Source organism: Nonomuraea corallina (assembly GCF_027620315.1).
GTDB classification, from domain to species: domain Bacteria; phylum Actinomycetota; class Actinomycetes; order Streptosporangiales; family Streptosporangiaceae; genus Nonomuraea; species Nonomuraea corallina.
Genome location: NZ_JAPNNL010000013.1, coordinates 1 through 14,641, shown reverse-complemented (window position 1 = coordinate 14,641; position 14,641 = coordinate 1). Strand labels below are relative to the sequence as shown.

Sequence of the window (14,641 nt, the reverse complement as noted above, 5' to 3'; positions counted from 1 at the left end):
CATCCGGGGCGGGTGTCGTGGCACTGATCATGACCGGGCGGTTCCTACCGTCTTGCGCATGACCAGATGCCTGCTTCTCGCCTCGCTCTCGGCGGCGGCGCTGACCGCGACCGCCCAGGTGCCCGTCCCCGCGTCCGCGCGGGCGCCCGCCGCCGACCGGCCCGTCATCAGGGAGATCGACGTACGGCCCGCCGCGCCCGTGGTGGGGGCCGCGGACTCCGTCCGGCTGGTGATCGACGTGGTCGCCAGGGGAGTGCGCGGGCGGCAGGGCGTCGCCGTCAGGGTCGAGCCGGGCACGCCGCCGGGGCCGGTGCTCGACGACGAGCGCCCGCCCTGGCCGCCCTCGGAGGACGGACGCGAGGAGGCCCCCGGCCCGGACCGGCCGGACGACCCATGGCCTGACGATCAACGGCCGGGCTCCGTGCGGGCCGTCGAGGCGCCGGTGGCCTCGCGGCCCGTCGCCGACGGCTGGCAGACCTGGCGGTTCCTGCCCGACAAGCGGCTCAACCGCTACTTCCCGACCGGCACCTGGACGGTGGCGGTGACCGCGCGGGGCGCCGGGGGAGCGGAGGTGACCGAGTACGCCTCGTTCGAGCTCAGGCGGGAGACGAGGCTGTCGCCGGTGCGCGCCGAGCGCGACGGCCGCGGCGTGCGGCTGTCCGGGCGCCTGACGAGGCTGGACCCGCGTGGTCGCGCCGGGTACGTGCCGTTCCGGGGGCAGCGGGTGGAGTTCCTGTGGCGGCGGGACGCGTCGCAGGACTGGGAGCGCGTGGCGGTGGCGCAGACCACCGGCGCCGGCGCCTTCTCCCGCACCGTGAGCGGCCGGGACGGCGGCGAGTGGCGCGCGCGCTTCCCCGGCACCGCTCACGAGGCCGCGGACGACGCGCGGATCAGGACGGATTGAGGCGGTCCGGCGCGGGCGTTGCCCAATCGTGATCGGCTTTGCCGAAACTTTTCCTTCGCTTGACCCGTCATTGGCGATGGCGCTCTCGGTCGGGGAGCGCGTCTTCTACGGGGAAGGAAGTCACGCTCATGATGCGACGACTCGCCGCCGGACTGGTCGCGGCCGCCGCGGGGGCCGCGGTGCTCGCGGGCACGGCCGCACCGGCCATGGCCGACCCGAACGGCCGCACCCGCCTGCGACTCGACGTCAACCCCGAGCCCGCCTGGCGCGGCCAGCCGCTGTCGATCAAGGGCAAGCTCTCGGTGAAGTGCGACGAGGACTACATCGACGGCTTCGTCTCGGTGCACCACGCCGACCACTGCGACGAGGACGGCACCTGGCACCGGCTCGGCTGGAAGCGGATCGTCATCCTCTTCAAGCCGTCCGGCGGCGGCCGGTGGGTGCACGTCGACACGGTCAAGACGCACCGCGACGGCTCCTTCCACGCCAAGGCCCCGGCCCGCGCGTCCGGCACCTGGCGCGCGGTCTTCGAAGGCTCGCGCCACCTGGCGCCCTCCGAGGGCGCCGACTGGGTGAAGGTCCTGGGCCACCGCCACCGTCACCACCACTGACGGGCGGACGCGATCACACCCGGTCTCCGGCGCGGGAGACCGGGTGATCTACTTTGTAAAGGCGAAGCCCGCACGTATCCGCTCCTTCGGGGTTTCCCCGCATCCTGCCAGGCGGTCGTCCCTCGGCCGGCGTCCGCCCGCTGAACCGGCCGGGACGATCGCGCGTACCTCCACACGTTCTGTCAGGTGCCATGGAGGTGTCGTGGAGCTCAGCCTTCTGCGCGCGCAGGCGCACAGCCCGTCGTACTTCTCGTTGCTGCGCGGCTCCGACGGCGAGCGTCCGCCGGTGGACTTCTGCATCCCGTGCAACCCGTACTTCCCGACGCCGGAGATCTTCGAGCACCTGGGGAGGAACCTGGAGACGATCCTGAAGTTCTACCCCAGCGACGCCGACACGATCACCGCCGAGCTGTCCGCCACGATGGGGCTGCACCCCAGGACGGTGGCCATGGGCAACGGCTCCACCGAGCTGATCACCTGGATCGACCACCTGCTGGTGCGCGAGAGCCTGGCGATCCCGATCCCCACCTTCGGCCGCTGGACCGACCAGCCGATGGAGACGGGCAAACGAGTCGACATGTACCCGCTCCTGGAGAGCCGCGCCTTCGCGCTCGACGTGAACGACTACGTGTCGTTCGTCCGCGCCAGGGGCTCCCGGGTCGCGGTCATCTGCAACCCGAACAACCCCGACGGCGGCTACCTGCCCAAGCACGAGGTGCTCCGGCTGCTCGACCGGCTCATCGACCTCGACCTGGTGATCGTGGACGAGTCGTTCGGCGACTTCGTGGACGCCGAGCCCTACCCCGGGGTGGCGGCCGAGGCGGCGGTGCGGCCGAACGTGATCGTGCTGCGCAGCCTCGGCAAGAACTTCGGGCTGCACGGCGTCCGCTTCGGCTATCTGGTCGCCAACCCGGCGCTGGCCGGGAAGATCAGGGACGCGCTGCCCAAGTGGAACCTGAACGCCTTCGCCGAGGTCGTCGTCTTCATGATGAAGCAGTGCACGGCCGAGTACCAGGAGAGCCTGCGGCGGCTGGCCCAGGACCGGCGGGCCATGCACCACCAGCTGTCGTGCATGCCGGAGCTGACGGTCTTCCCGTCGCAGGGCAACTTCCTGCTGGTGAAGCTGCCGCACGGGTTCGACGGGGTGGCGCTGCGCGACCACCTGCTCACCCGGCACGGCGTGTACGTCCGCGAGTGCGGCAACAAGCTGGGCACCACCAGCCAGTTCCTGCGGCTGGTGGTGCGGCCCCAGGAGGACGTGCGCCGGCTGCTGGTCGGCATGACGCAGTTCCTGTACTCGGGGAGCCTGCACGAGGTGCCGGTGATCGGGCTGCACCACCGCCGCCCGAACTCGCTGTCCGCCTGACGGGCGGGGCCCGGCGTGCCGCGGCGCCCCGCGGTGGGAGTCGCGGGGCGCCGCGGCCTTCTCCGCACGCCGCGTGGGAGAAGATCAGGTGATCGTCAGCGGGCGGCGAAGTTCTGGGTCCAGTAGAACTGGCCCTTCGCGTTCTTCGCGGCGCCGGCGCCGATCAGGTTGTACGAGCAGTTCATGATGTTGGCCCGGTGGCCCGAGCTGTTCATCCAGGCCCGCACCACGTCGGCCGGGGTGCGCTGGCCCATCGCGATGTTCTCGGCCCAGCCGCGGCCGCCGGTGAACCCGGCCTGCCTGATCCGGTCCAGGAACGAGCGGCCGTCCTGGGAGGTGTGGCTCAGGTAGTTCTTCGCGGCCATGTCCGCCGAGTGCCCGGCCGCGGCCCTGTTCAGCTGCGGGTCGTGCTTGAGCGCCGGGCAGCCGCCCTTGGCCCGCTCGGCGTTGGTGAGGCGGACGACCTCGTTCTCCTCGGCCGTGCCCACCGTGCCCGAGGGAGAACTCGGCGTGGGCGTCGCGCTGAGGGTGGGGGCGGGGGTGCGGGTCGTGGTGGGGACCGGCTTGGGGGTCGCGGTCGCCGTACGGGTCGGGGCCGGCGCCGGGGTGGTCGCCGTCGTGGTCGGGACCGGGGTGGCCGCCGGGTCGCACGCCGTCACGCGCACGGCCCTGGACTTGCCCGTGTGGCCCCGGTAGTCGGTGGCGAAGACGTAGTACGTGCCTGGCGCGCACGGCATCGCGAGCGTGAGGCGGGGGTTGCGGCCCCGCTCGGCGCCGCTCTTGACGACCCGGTCCTTGCCGGGCACGGCGCGCAGGATGCGCATCCGTACCAGGCCGGGCCGGTGACAGTCGCGCAGGGCGGCGGTCGCCTTGATCGTGCCGTTCTCGGCCAGGCGCGGCTTGGCCACGGAGACGCGGCAGGCCGGCTGGGGCACCGTGGCGGCGTTCGCCGTGGCGACGGGTGCCGAGAGCGCGGCCGCGCTCGCGAGGCAGGCGAGTACCCCAAGGGGTCTACGCATACGGGGTTCCCTCCAGTTTGCGGTAGACGCTGGATGGAATCCGCATTCTGTCGAGTCGCCCTCAGGTTTGTCCCAAAAATCTGGATATTTGGGTAAACCACCGAGACCTCTTAAGCGTCTAGGTTCCTCCGTGAACGTGGTGTTCCTATGGGGATACGGTGATACGAGGGATTTGGTTCACCTCGGGATCAGGACAGGCCGAAGGCGTCCAGCAGCCCGGCGATCCTCAGCTGGTCGAACACGCGAGGGGTCGGGTTGACCACCTTGAACCCCGCCTGGACGTCCCAGGCCGCCTTCATCGCGTCCACCAGCACCCCCACGCCGGAGGAGTCGAGGAACGTCACCTCGCCCATCTCGATCCGCACCCCGGGAGGGCGTCGCGCCGCCACCGCGGACGAGATCGTCTCCCGTACCCGCGCGGCGTTGGTGAAGTCGATGTCACCGCGTAGCACCACCGGCAGCGTGCCGTCCGTGACCGCGCCGACCGTAACCACGTCCATGTCGAGTCCGCCTCCTCCGGCGACAGGGCGAGCCTTCGCCTTCTGCCCGGACGCGCCCCGCGACGGGCGTCCGGTCGAACCGTGCCGGGCGCGGTGCCCGCGCCCGCCACGCCCACCGCTTGGGTCACCGGCTTCCGCGCCGCTACGGCAAGCGATCGGCCCATCATACGTAGCCGGGACCGCCGCCCCCACATGGCGGGGACGGCGGGAACGGCGGGGAGGCGGGGAGGCGGAGGCCGTCAGCGGGCGCCGAGCAGGTGCTCCATCGCCAGCTGGTCCAGGCGCTCGAAGGCCATGCCGCGCCGGCCGGCCGCGTCGGGGTCGAACTCCTCGAACGCGGCGCGGTCCGCGAGCAGGTCGGCCAGCGACTCCCCGTCCGCCAGGGTCGGGCGGGCCAGGTCGTCGAGGCGGGCCGCGCGCAGCGCCTCCTGAACCTCCGGGTCCGCGCGGAACGCCGCCGCCCGCTCCTTCAGCAGCAGGTAGGTGCGCATGTTGCCGGCGGCCGAGGCCCACACGCCGTCCATGTCCTCGGTCCGCGGCGGCTTGAAGTCGAAGTGCCGCGGGCCGGTGTAGCCGCCGGTCTCCAGCAGGTCCACCACCCAGAACGCGTCGCGCAGGTTGCCGGCGCCGAAGCGCAGGTCCTGGTCGTACTTGATGCCTGACTGGCCGTTCAGGTCGATGTGGAAGAGCTTGCCGTGCCACAGCGCCTGGGCGATGCCGTGGGTGAAGTTGAGCCCGGCCATCTGCTCGTGACCGGTCTCGGGGTTGACGCCGACCAGTTCGGGGTGGGCGAGCTCCTCGATGAACGCCAGCGCGTGGCCGACGGTGGGCAGCAGGATGTCGCCGCGCGGCTCGTTCGGCTTCGGCTCGACCGCGAAGCGCAGATCGTACCCCTGGCCGAGCACGTACTCGCCGAGCAGGTCGAAGGCCTCCTTCAGGCGGTCCAGGGCCACCCGCACGTCCTTGGCGGCGCCCGACTCGGCGCCCTCGCGGCCGCCCCACGCCACGTACACCTTGGCGCCCAGCTCGACGGCGAGGTCGATGTTGCGGATGGTCTTGCGCAGCGCGTACCGGCGCACGTCGCGGTCGTTGGCGGTGAACGCGCCGTCCTTGAAGACCGGGTGCGTGAACAGGTTGGTGGTGGCCATCGGCACCACCAGGCCCGCGGTGTCGAGCGCCTGGCGGAAGCGCTTGACGTGGGACTCGCGCTCGGTGTCGGACGAGCCGAACGGGATGAGGTCGTCGTCGTGGAAGGTGACGCCGTACGCGCCCAGCTCGGCCAGGCGGTTGACGGTCTCCACCGGGTCCAGCGGGGGCCTGGTGGCGTCGCCGAACGGGTCGCGGCCCTGCCAGCCGACGGTCCACAGGCCGAACGAGAACTTGTGCTCCGGGCGGGGAGCGAGGCTGTCAGTCATCGGACTCCTATTCGTAAGGGCACAAAACAAATTAATATGCGGAAGCGCGGTAGGGAAGCCCACAACCCGGGAGGCACCATGTCGGCACAGCGCGTCGTCATCGGGATCGACAGCTCCACCCAGGCGGCCAAGGCCGTGGCCGTGGACGTCGACACCGGCGCCGTGGTGGGGGAGGGCCGCGCCCCGCACTCCGTCACCTCCGGCGCCGGCCGCGAGAGCGACCCCGAGCAGTGGTGGCGCGCCCTGTGCGCGGCCGTCGGCCAGACCGGCTGGGCGGACCGGGCCGGCGCCGTCTCCGTCGGCGGCCAGCAGCACGGCCTGGTGACGCTGGACGCCTCCGGCGCGCCCATCCGGCCCGCCCTGCTCTGGAACGACGTCCGCTCCGCCGGCCAGGCGGCCGCGCTGACCGACAAGTACGGCGCCGCGACACTGGCCCGGCGCACCGGCAGCGTGCCGACGGCGGCGTTCACCGTCTCCAAGTGGCTGTGGCTGCGTGAGAACGAGCCGCACCACGCCGAGCGGACCGCGGCCGTACGGCTGCCGCACGACTACCTCACCGAGCGCCTGACGGGCGAGGGCGTCACCGACCGCGGCGACGCCTCGGGCACCGGCTGGTGGACGCCCCAGGGGTACGACACGGACCTGCTGCGCGACATCGGGCTCGACCCGGCCCTGCTGCCCCGCGTCGTCTCCGGCCAGGCGGGCACCGCGCGGGCGGGCGGGCCGCTGCCCGAGGGCGCCCTCGTCGCCTCCGGCACCGGCGACAACATGGCCGCCGCCCTCGGCCTCGGCCTCGAACCCGGGACCCCCGTGCTCAGCCTCGGCACCTCCGGCACCGTCTACGCCGTCACCCGGCAGCACCCCGAGGACCCGACCGGCGTCGTCGCCGGGTTCGCCGACGCGCTGGACACCTGGCTGCCGCTCGCCTGCACCCTCAACTGCACCCAGGCCATCGACAAGATCGCCGAGCTGCTCGGCCGCGACCGGGAGGCGGTCGAGCCCGGCGGCAGCGCCGTCGTGCTGCCGTTCCTGGACGGCGAGCGGACCCCCAACCTGCCGCACGCCGCCGGGCTCGTGTACGGCCTGCGCCACGAGACCACCGCCGGACAGGTGCTCCAGGCCGCCTACGACGGCGCCGCGGCGGCCCTGCTGTCCGCGCTCGACGACGTGCTGCGGGCCGGCGGCGAGCGGCCCGACCCGGCGACCCCGCTGCTGCTGATCGGCGGCGGCGCCCGGGGAGACGCCTGGCGGCGGACGATCCTGCGCCTGTCCGGCCGCCCGGTGCTGGTGCCTGCGGCGACCGAACTCGTCGCACTCGGCGCGGCGGCCCAGGCGGCCGCCCTGCTCACCGGCGAGGCCCCGGACGCGGTCGCCCGCCGCTGGGGCACGGCCCGCGGCGAGCTGCTGGAGCCGGTGGCCAAGGACGAGGCGGCGGTGGAGCGGATCGCCGGTACGCTGCCCCGGGCCGGCCAGCTGTTCACCCGGCTCTGAACGCGGGGAATGCGCGGGCGCGCGGCCGCTCGTGCGACCGCCGCAGGTCCACGGCGCGGGTACGGGGAGGTTTCCGGTGAGGAGTGGACCCGGGGGCGGGAGCCGGCCGGCGTCGCAGCAGGGCATGCGGCAGCACAACCTGGCCCTGGTCATGAGCACCGTCGCCGGGCACGGACCGGTGTCCAGGGCGGCCGTGGCCGGGCACACGGGGCTGACCCGGCCGGCCGTGTCGAGCCTGGTGGACGAGCTGCTCGCCGCCGGGCTGCTGACCGAGCTGGGCCCGGCCGCCAACGGGCGGGTCGGGCGGCCGGGCAGCGCGCTCATGGTCAGCGACCGCGGCCCCGCCGGGCTCGGCCTGGAGGTCGGCGTCGGGCACCTGGGCGCCTGCGTGACCGACCTGCGCGGCCAGGTCCGCGTCTGGACGGTCGTGGAGAGCCCCAACGCCGCCCTTCCGCCCGCCGAGGTGCTCGCCAGGCTGGCGGCCCTGGCGAGCGAGGCCACCGCCGGCGCGGCCGGGCTCGGGCTGCGGCCGGTGGCGGCGGTGATGGCCGTGCCCGGTCTGGTCGCCGACGCCTCCGGCACCGTGGGCAGCGCACCCAACCTGGGCTGGCACCACGTCCCGGTGGCAGACCTGTGGCCGGGCCCGCTGCCGCCGCGGGTGGAGAACGAGGCCAACCTGGGGGCGCTGGCCGAGCTGTCGGCGCACCCGGTGGCGGCCGACTTCATCCACGTCTCGGCCGAGAGCGGCATCGGCGCGGCCCTGGTGGTGGGCGGCCGGCTCTTCACCGGAGCCCGTGGCCTGGCGGGCGAGCTGGGCCACATGCCGGTCCACCCGGACGGTCCCCCCTGCTCCTGCGGCGCGCGCGGCTGCCTGGAGCGGTACGCCGCCAAGGCCGCGGTCCTGCGCGCCGCCGGCCTCCCCCCGAACCCCGCCGCCGTGACCTCCTCGGGGGAGCGTCCAGGCGACGGGATCGCGCTGCTGGCCGAGAGGGCGCGGGCGGGCGACGCGCGCGTGGGGCGGGCGCTGGAGGAGGCGGGCAGGGCGCTGGGCACGGCGCTGGCGGGCGCGGTGAACCTGCTCGACCCGGCCGCCGTGGTCCTCGGCGGAGCCTACGCGGAGCTGGGGGAGTGGCTGGTGCCGCCGATGCGGCGGGAGCTGGCGGCGCGGGTGACCGTACGGGAGTGGGACCCGGGGGCGCTGACCGTCTCGGAGCTGGGCCGGCGGGGGCCGCTGCTCGGGGCGGCGCTGGCGACCGTGCGCTCGGTGCTGGAGGACCCGACCGCGGTCTGGACCTGACCTCCGGGCGACCGAGCACGCCCGATGGACAGGGGCGCGACGACAATGAGCAGCGATTGGGCGTAAAACGACCTGTTAAGTGAGCAATGCGGCCAAGCATGCTCGCCGGGTGAATCTCGGGGGAAACGCGTACGAGAGCCGGCGCCGCAAGGCGGACCGGCTCTACGAGCTCGACGGGTTGCGGCTGGCGGCGGCGCTGTGCGTGGTGCTGTACCACTACGCGTTCTCCGGGCCGGTCGGCGGGACCACGACCATTACCTATGGCGAAATATCAGGATTGGCCAAGTACGGCTACCTGGGCGTCGACCTGTTCTTCCTCATCAGCGGCTTCGTGGTGCTGATGAGCGCCTGGGGCAGGGGCCCGCGGGCGTTCGCCGCCTCCAGGCTGGCCCGCCTCTACCCGGCGTACTGGCTGGGCGTGGCGGTGACCGCGGCGGTGACGGTGACGCTCGGCCGCGGCCTGTTCGACGTGTCGGCCCTCCAGGTGCTGGTCAACCTGACCATGGTCCAGTCGGTCGTGGACGTGCCCAACGTGGACGTCGTGTACTGGACGCTCTGGGCGGAGCTGCGCTTCTACGTCCTCATCCTGGCGCTGGCCTGGCTGGGGATGACCAGGGGCCGGGTCATGGCCGCGCTGTGGGGGTGGCTGGCCATGACCGCCCTGGTCCAGCTGGGGATGCTGCCGGGGGTCGCCGACCTGGTCGTGCAGTCGGAGTTCGCGCACTACTTCATCGCCGGGATGGCGCTGTTCCTGGTGTACCAGTTCGGGGTCACCTGGCAGACGCTGCTGCTCGTGCCGCTCTGCCTGGCCAACGCGATCTACCGGGGCGTGGGGTATGCCGAGGCGGTGGGGCGGCGGTACGGGGTCGAGTACGACCCGTGGGTGGTCGTGATCGTGATCGCCGCGGCTTTCCTGGTCATGACCCTGGTGGCCCTGCGCGCGCTGCGGCAGCTCGCCAGGCCCTGGCTGGTGACCGCCGGAGCCCTCACCTACCCGCTCTACCTGCTGCACGCGCACATCGGCTTCATCGTCATCGAGCGGCTCGGGGGCACGATGAACCGGTGGGTGCTGCTGGTGGCGCTGACCGCGGTCATGTGCCTGGCCGCCTACGCCGTGCACCGCTGGGTGGAGCGGCCCGCGGCGCCGCTGATCAGGCGTCTGGCCGGGCCCCGAACACCTCCTGGTGCCACAGGATCTCCGCCACCCGCTCCAGCCCGGCCGCGAGGTGCCGCCGGTAGGTACTGAACGGCAGCCCCAGCCTCTCGGCCGCGGCCTCCTGGGTGGGGACGCGGCCGTAGTAGGTGGTGACCAGCGCCCGGTGGAAGCGGTCCGCGCGCGGGTCCTGCCGCACCTGCTCGACCGCCTGCTCCAGCAGGTCCCGCACGGCCTGCGCGGGATCCCCCGCCGGGTGCACGGCGACGAGCCGGCAGCGGGCCAGCGGGTTGCCCGCCAGCGCCTCCGGCCGCGACACGTTGCGCAGCGCGTCCCGTACGGCCGTGTCGAAGTCCGAACGCGCCAGCACCCTCAGCTCACCGCCCTGCGGGGCGGCGGGCGCGCGCAGGCCCAGGCCGCGCACGCTCAGCCGCTCCAGCCAGGCCTCCGGCGTGATGGTGCGCCAGTCGTGCGCGAACAGGCCGAACGTCTCGCCTCCCACCGGGATGCGGGCGCCCAGGTCGTGCATGTCGTAGTGGCGCAGGTAGCGCCGCCAGGAGTCCGGCTCCCGCATGACGAGGAACGTCCAGGCCAGCCGGTCGGAGCGCAGACACTCGCCGACCGCCCGCCACTGCACCAGGTCCATCACCGGCGAGCGGCCGTGGAAGCGCGGCAGCACCCAGGCGCGGGCCAGCGCGACGTGCTCGCCGGGGCGCGGCGGCGCGGTGTCCGCCGCGTGCCGCCAGGCCGCCCCGAGCAGCGGGCAGGCGGCTTCCGGCGCGGCCGGGGCGCTCACCCGCACCCAGGACATGAGCGCGACCGGCTCGCCGGTCTCGGTGCGCCGGTGCACCCAGAACCCCTCCGGCTGGCGGTCGATCCAGTACGCGGCGTCCGCGGCCGACGTCTCGCCCTCGGCCTCGGCCGCCATGCGCAGCACCTCGGCCCGGTCCTCGGGGTGGAACGGCTCCTCGTGCACCTCGCCGTCGCCGCGCCAGTTCTGGAACTCCGCGGTCACCCCGTCGTGGCGGTGCAGGAAGAACAGCGAGCCCATGGCCGCCAGCGCGTCCTGGCCCGAGGCGGCGCGCACCTGCGCGGCCAGATGGGCGTGGATGCGGTGGTGCATGTCCGCGTACCCCTCGGGGTCGCGCCAGCGCAGGTCCGCCTCCAGCGCGTCGCGGACCACGTCGTGCGGGAACAGGCCGTGCCGGCCCGACTCGACGAACGGCAGCCGGCGCAGCCAGCCGAACAGCGGCCTGGGATGGTCGGGCAGCACCGCGCGCAGCAGCTCCTCGGTGGTGGCGTGGGCGTGCGCGCACACCTCCAGCGCGTGGCGGTGGGCCGCCGACGGCACCTCGCCGACGAGCTGGTCCAGCAGCGTGGCGGCGAGCTCCTCGGGGATGTCCCTGTCCACGGTCCAGCGGGCCGAGGCCCGGTCGTCCTTGGCGGCGACGGCGGCGCCCAGGCAGAGCGCCAGCGGGTGGCCGCCCGCGAAGGCCAGCAGCGGCTCGCGCAGCTCCTCGGTCACGCCCCTGGCGTCGATCAGGGCCATCGCCTCCCGAGGCGCGAGCGTGCGCAGCCGGATCACCCGCAGCACCTCCGCCCAGCCGGGGTCGGCCTGCCAGCGCAGGTCGGGCGGGTTGCGACCGGCGACCACGACGAGGGCTCCGGCCGGCACCCGCGGCAGGAACCTCTCCCGCAGCCAGCCCTCCAGGCCCTGGCACCGCTCGAAGGTGTCGATCAGCAGGACCGCGCGCCCGGCGGTGAACACCTGCCCCGCCTCGGCCTCGAAGCCGGCGGGCGACGGGTCCACGGTGCGGCCGTCCACCGTCACCACGGGCCGGCCGGCCGCGGCGGCCTGGGCGGCGAACCGGCGCAGCAGCGCCGACTTGCCGATGCCGCCGGAGCCGTGCACGAACAGGACCATGAACGAGAGCTCCGAGCCGAGCGCGGAACGGAAGAGCGCCTGCTCCTCCTCCCGCCCGACGAACGCGCGGTCACGCGCGGCCTCCAGGCGCTGCCCCAGCGACGGGTGATCAGGGTCAACTCCCCGTAACATGCTGGCCACGATAGCCGCGTGACAGGGGCGATACGCGGCGAACCCGGCCGGGCAAATGCGAAAAATTTCCAGAATTCGCGCGGGTGCCTGTCGTGGGCCCCGCATACGGGACCGCGTGCTACAGTGAATGCGTTGCAGTTCTGGTACCCATGACTCGTGTGCGCCCGTACGGTATGTAACCGTCGGGCGCATTTGTTTTACCGGTCATTTCCGGATGGGTCCGGACACTCCGGCTCTGTACTCATCAAGGGAGAATGACATGGCCACAGGCACCGTGAAGTGGTTCAACGCCGAAAAGGGCTTCGGCTTCATCGAGCAGGACGGCGGCGGCGCCGACGTCTTCGCCCACTACTCCAACATCGCCGCTCAGGGCTACCGTGAGCTCCACGAGGGCCAGAAGGTGAGCTTCGACATCACCCAGGGCCAGAAGGGCCCGCAGGCGGAGAACATCGTCCCCGCCTGACCTCGCGGCGAGGAGGGCCCGTATCCCCGGTGGGGGTGCGGGCCCTCGCGCGTTCCCGGCGGCGGCTAGAGCGGGAGCGCCTCAGGTTGCCAGTCCTCGCCCGGGACGGGCGGCTCGGCACGCTTGCGGATGAGGTACGGCGGCAGGGCCAGCGCGTGCAGACCGGTCCCGCGCAGGGTGCCGATGGCGTGCTCCGGCGTCTCGGCGAGCGGCTCGCCCGGCCCGCTCAGCGAGGCGCAGGCGAGCACCGGGCAGCCGGTCAGCGCGTGCCAGCGGGTCAGCAGCCCGTGCAGGAACGGCGCGGTGTCCGGCCGCACCGTCTGCGGCCGGGCGCTGCCGTCCACGTGCGTGACGCCGGGCAGCGCGTCGCGGTGCTCCGGCCGCACGCCGGCGGTGTACTGCGCGAACGGCGCCGGACGGTCGAGTTCGAAGATCCGTTCCGCGTGCTCGGCCGCGACCAGCGCCGCCAGCGGCCGGAACCACTCGCGGCCGCCCACCTCGGCGTTGACGTAGTCACGCATCTGCGGCACCCGGGGGTCGGCCAGGACGCTCCGGTTGCCCAGCGCCCGCGGCCCCGACTCGCTGCGTCCCTGGTGCAGGCCCACCGTGCGGCCGTCCGCCAGCAACCCGGCGATCGCACCCGCGAGGTCCGAGGGCCGCTCGGCCGCCAGGTCCTCCGGCAGCGCCCGCACCGCGGCCTCGACCTCGGCCGGGTCCGGGTCGGGCCCGAGGAAGTCGTCGGTCCACCGGAAGGCGCTGCCGGCGCCCAGGCACTCGATCATCCCGTACAGGGCGCAGCCGATCGCGGTGCCGCCGTCGTGCGGGCTCGGCGGGACGAACACCTCGCGGAACGGCGACGCGCGGACCAGCCGGCCGACGGCCGGGCGGTTCAGCGCCGTGACGCCCGCGAACACCAGGTTCGCCAGGCCGGTGCGCCGGTGCAGCCACGCCACCAGTTCGTCCAGCGCCCGCTCGAACACCCGCTGCCCGGCCGCGGCCAGGTTCGCCGACCGCTTGAACGTGCTCCCGCCGTTGACCACGTAACGGAACGCCGCGCCCTGCGCGAACGCGTCCAGCCAGGGCCGGGGGATGAACACCTCGTGCCCGCGCACGTCCAGCCCGGGCAGCCCGAGCGCGTCCGGGTCGCCGAACGGGGCCAGGTCCGTCACCTGGCCCGCGTCGCCCTCGCCGCTCGGCCAGAGCATCCGCGTCAGCAGCGCGGAGAAGCAGCCCAGGCCCGCGGGCCTGGTCCAGTCACCGTTCCAGAGCTGCTTGGCGAGGCACTCGGCCCGGTACCCGCCCCGTCCCCTGGCGCACCGGTAGAAGGACGAGACCTCCAGCAGGTCGCCGGGCGCCTCCACAGGTTCCGTCAGGTCGCGGGCCCGGCTGCCCTGCGCGTTCACCACCAGCCCCGCGGCCTCCTCGAACGGCGACGGCGGGAAGGCGCTGTAGAGGTGGCTCAGGTGATGCGAAAGGAGCACCACGGGCGTGTCCTGGCCCAGTCCGAGCGTCTCGCGCAGCTCCGCCCGGTAGGCGGCCAGGTCGTCGATCTCGGCGCCGGACGAGTAGCTCTCCACCACGAGGTCCACCGGCCCGGCGAGCGGGGGCAGCCGGGGCAGGTAGTGGTCCGGCAGGTCGCCGAGCCGGCCTCGGTGGTGCCTGCGGCGGGTGATCCGCTCCTTCTGCAGGCAGTGGACCGAGCCGGGGCCGCGCGCGAGCGCGATCGACCCGTCGCGCGACCGGTTGACGCCGATCACCACTGGACTCAGGGCCATCTTCGATCCCCCCGAACGAGCCGATGGCGAGCCCTCTACCCTCAGATCACGACATATCACAGAATGTGACCATTTGGGCGTGGAAGACCGCTCAGGCAGGGCCCGGGGAGTCCTCGGGCAGCGAGCGCACCCGTTCGATGATCGCCGTCGTGGACCGGTCGGAGACGTAGTCCAGCACCCGCACCTCGCCGCCCATGGCCCGCACCAGCGGCGCCTCCGGCAGCATGTCGGGGGTGTAGTCGCCGCCCTTCACGTACAGATCGGGACGGACCATCCGCAGCAGCCGTTCCGGCGTGTCCTCCTCGAACGAGGTCACGTAGTCGACGTAGCCGAGCGCCGCCAGCACCGACATGCGGTCCTCGCACGGGTTGATCGGCCGGCCCGGCCCTTTCAGCCGCGCCGTGCTCGCGTCGCTGTTGACCGCCACCACCAGCACGTCACCGAGCTGGGCGGCCCGCTCCAGGTACGTCACATGCCCCCGGTGCAGCACGTCGAAGCAGCCGTTGGTGAACACGATCCGCTCACCCCGCCGCCGGTGCTCGTCCAGCCTGACCGCGAGCCGCTCCGGCGTCCCGGCAGGCCCGTCCCCGG

13 protein-coding genes are annotated in these 14,641 nt (G+C 73.6%); 7 read left to right on the top strand and 6 right to left on the bottom strand.

Going from position 1 to position 14,641, the window contains the following annotated elements; all coding sequences use genetic code 11:
• Nucleotides 1-58: 58 nt before the first annotated feature.
• The 3 genes from OUY22_RS05560 (at nt 59) to OUY22_RS05550 (ending at nt 2,881) form a co-directional block, all read left to right on the top strand.
• On the top strand, nt 59-904 hold the full coding sequence (locus OUY22_RS05560; protein WP_270153668.1) for a hypothetical protein: 846 nt from the start codon (nt 59-61) through the stop codon (nt 902-904).
• A gap of 128 nt (nt 905-1,032) precedes the next feature.
• Nucleotides 1,033-1,515 (top strand): hypothetical protein, encoded by a 483-nt coding sequence (locus OUY22_RS05555; RefSeq protein ID WP_270153667.1) that lies wholly within the window; start codon nt 1,033-1,035, stop codon nt 1,513-1,515.
• A 202-nt stretch (nt 1,516-1,717) separates the two neighbouring features.
• The gene (locus OUY22_RS05550; protein ID WP_270153666.1) at nt 1,718-2,881 is read left to right on the top strand and encodes a pyridoxal phosphate-dependent aminotransferase; all 1,164 of its coding nucleotides are present in this window, start codon (nt 1,718-1,720) and stop codon (nt 2,879-2,881) included.
• Nucleotides 2,882-2,976: 95 nt separating this feature from the next.
• Here the strand turns inward: OUY22_RS05550 and OUY22_RS05545 are convergent, their stop codons facing one another.
• The 3 genes from OUY22_RS05545 to xylA form a co-directional block, all read right to left on the bottom strand.
• On the bottom strand, nt 2,977-3,900 hold the full coding sequence (locus OUY22_RS05545) for a CAP domain-containing protein (protein WP_270153665.1): 924 nt from the start codon (nt 3,898-3,900) through the stop codon (nt 2,977-2,979).
• Nucleotides 3,901-4,088: 188 nt separating this feature from the next.
• Nucleotides 4,089-4,400 carry an STAS domain-containing protein gene (locus OUY22_RS05540; protein WP_270153664.1) on the bottom strand — a complete coding sequence of 104 codons (312 nt, stop codon included), beginning with the start codon at nt 4,398-4,400 and terminating at the stop codon, nt 4,089-4,091.
• A 239-nt stretch (nt 4,401-4,639) separates the two neighbouring features.
• Nucleotides 4,640-5,815, bottom strand: coding sequence for a xylose isomerase (gene xylA, locus OUY22_RS05535; protein ID WP_270153663.1), 1,176 nt, complete (start codon nt 5,813-5,815; stop codon nt 4,640-4,642).
• A gap of 78 nt (nt 5,816-5,893) precedes the next feature.
• Here xylA and xylB point away from each other — a divergent pair, with 78 nt between their 5' ends.
• The 3 genes from xylB to OUY22_RS05520 all read left to right on the top strand — a co-directional run bounded on the left by xylB (nt 5,894) and on the right by OUY22_RS05520 (nt 9,849).
• Nucleotides 5,894-7,306 carry a xylulokinase gene (xylB, locus tag OUY22_RS05530; RefSeq protein WP_270153662.1) on the top strand — a complete coding sequence of 471 codons (1,413 nt, stop codon included), beginning with the start codon at nt 5,894-5,896 and terminating at the stop codon, nt 7,304-7,306.
• A 76-nt stretch (nt 7,307-7,382) separates the two neighbouring features.
• Nucleotides 7,383-8,603, top strand: coding sequence for an ROK family transcriptional regulator (locus OUY22_RS05525; protein ID WP_270153661.1), 1,221 nt, complete (start codon nt 7,383-7,385; stop codon nt 8,601-8,603).
• A gap of 109 nt (nt 8,604-8,712) precedes the next feature.
• Nucleotides 8,713-9,849: an acyltransferase family protein gene (locus tag OUY22_RS05520; protein ID WP_270153660.1), complete on the top strand. Its 1,137-nt coding sequence runs from the start codon at nt 8,713-8,715 to the stop codon at nt 9,847-9,849.
• Here the strand turns inward: OUY22_RS05520 and OUY22_RS05515 are convergent.
• A complete protein-coding gene (locus OUY22_RS05515) occupies nt 9,755-11,812 on the bottom strand; it encodes a P-loop NTPase family protein (protein ID WP_270153658.1) in 2,058 nt (685 codons plus the stop codon). The two genes, OUY22_RS05520 and OUY22_RS05515, sit on opposite strands and share 95 nt — an antisense overlap.
• Before the next feature lie 259 nt (nt 11,813-12,071).
• Here OUY22_RS05515 and OUY22_RS05510 point away from each other — a divergent pair, with 259 nt between their 5' ends.
• Nucleotides 12,072-12,275: a cold-shock protein gene (locus tag OUY22_RS05510; protein ID WP_270153657.1), complete on the top strand. Its 204-nt coding sequence runs from the start codon at nt 12,072-12,074 to the stop codon at nt 12,273-12,275.
• Between the two features lie 65 nt (nt 12,276-12,340).
• On the opposite strand, the gene OUY22_RS05505 is transcribed toward OUY22_RS05510, so the two are convergent.
• Both OUY22_RS05505 and rfaE2 read right to left on the bottom strand, forming a co-directional pair.
• Nucleotides 12,341-14,050 (bottom strand): carbamoyltransferase C-terminal domain-containing protein, encoded by a 1,710-nt coding sequence (locus OUY22_RS05505; protein WP_270153656.1) that lies wholly within the window; start codon nt 14,048-14,050, stop codon nt 12,341-12,343.
• A 91-nt stretch (nt 14,051-14,141) separates the two neighbouring features.
• A partial coding sequence (gene rfaE2 / locus OUY22_RS05500) for a D-glycero-beta-D-manno-heptose 1-phosphate adenylyltransferase (RefSeq protein WP_270153655.1) occupies nt 14,142-14,641 on the bottom strand: 500 nt, incomplete at its 5' end.

What these genes read in the sequence shown, in the direction of transcription:
- OUY22_RS05560 (WP_270153668.1), top strand. Translation starts at nt 59, where the DNA reads ATGACCAGATGCCTGCTTCTCGCCTCGCTCTCGGCGGCGGCGCTGACC.
- OUY22_RS05555 (WP_270153667.1), top strand. Translation starts at nt 1,033, where the DNA reads ATGATGCGACGACTCGCCGCCGGACTGGTCGCGGCCGCCGCGGGGGCC.
- OUY22_RS05545 (WP_270153665.1), bottom strand. Translation starts at nt 3,900, where the DNA reads ATGCGTAGACCCCTTGGGGTACTCGCCTGCCTCGCGAGCGCGGCCGCG.
- OUY22_RS05540 (WP_270153664.1), bottom strand. Translation starts at nt 4,400, where the DNA reads ATGGACGTGGTTACGGTCGGCGCGGTCACGGACGGCACGCTGCCGGTG.
- xylA (WP_270153663.1), bottom strand. Translation starts at nt 5,815, where the DNA reads ATGACTGACAGCCTCGCTCCCCGCCCGGAGCACAAGTTCTCGTTCGGC.
- xylB (WP_270153662.1), top strand. Translation starts at nt 5,894, where the DNA reads ATGTCGGCACAGCGCGTCGTCATCGGGATCGACAGCTCCACCCAGGCG.
- OUY22_RS05515 (WP_270153658.1), bottom strand. Translation starts at nt 11,812, where the DNA reads ATGTTACGGGGAGTTGACCCTGATCACCCGTCGCTGGGGCAGCGCCTG.
- OUY22_RS05510 (WP_270153657.1), top strand. Translation starts at nt 12,072, where the DNA reads ATGGCCACAGGCACCGTGAAGTGGTTCAACGCCGAAAAGGGCTTCGGC.
- OUY22_RS05505 (WP_270153656.1), bottom strand. Translation starts at nt 14,050, where the DNA reads ATGGCCCTGAGTCCAGTGGTGATCGGCGTCAACCGGTCGCGCGACGGG.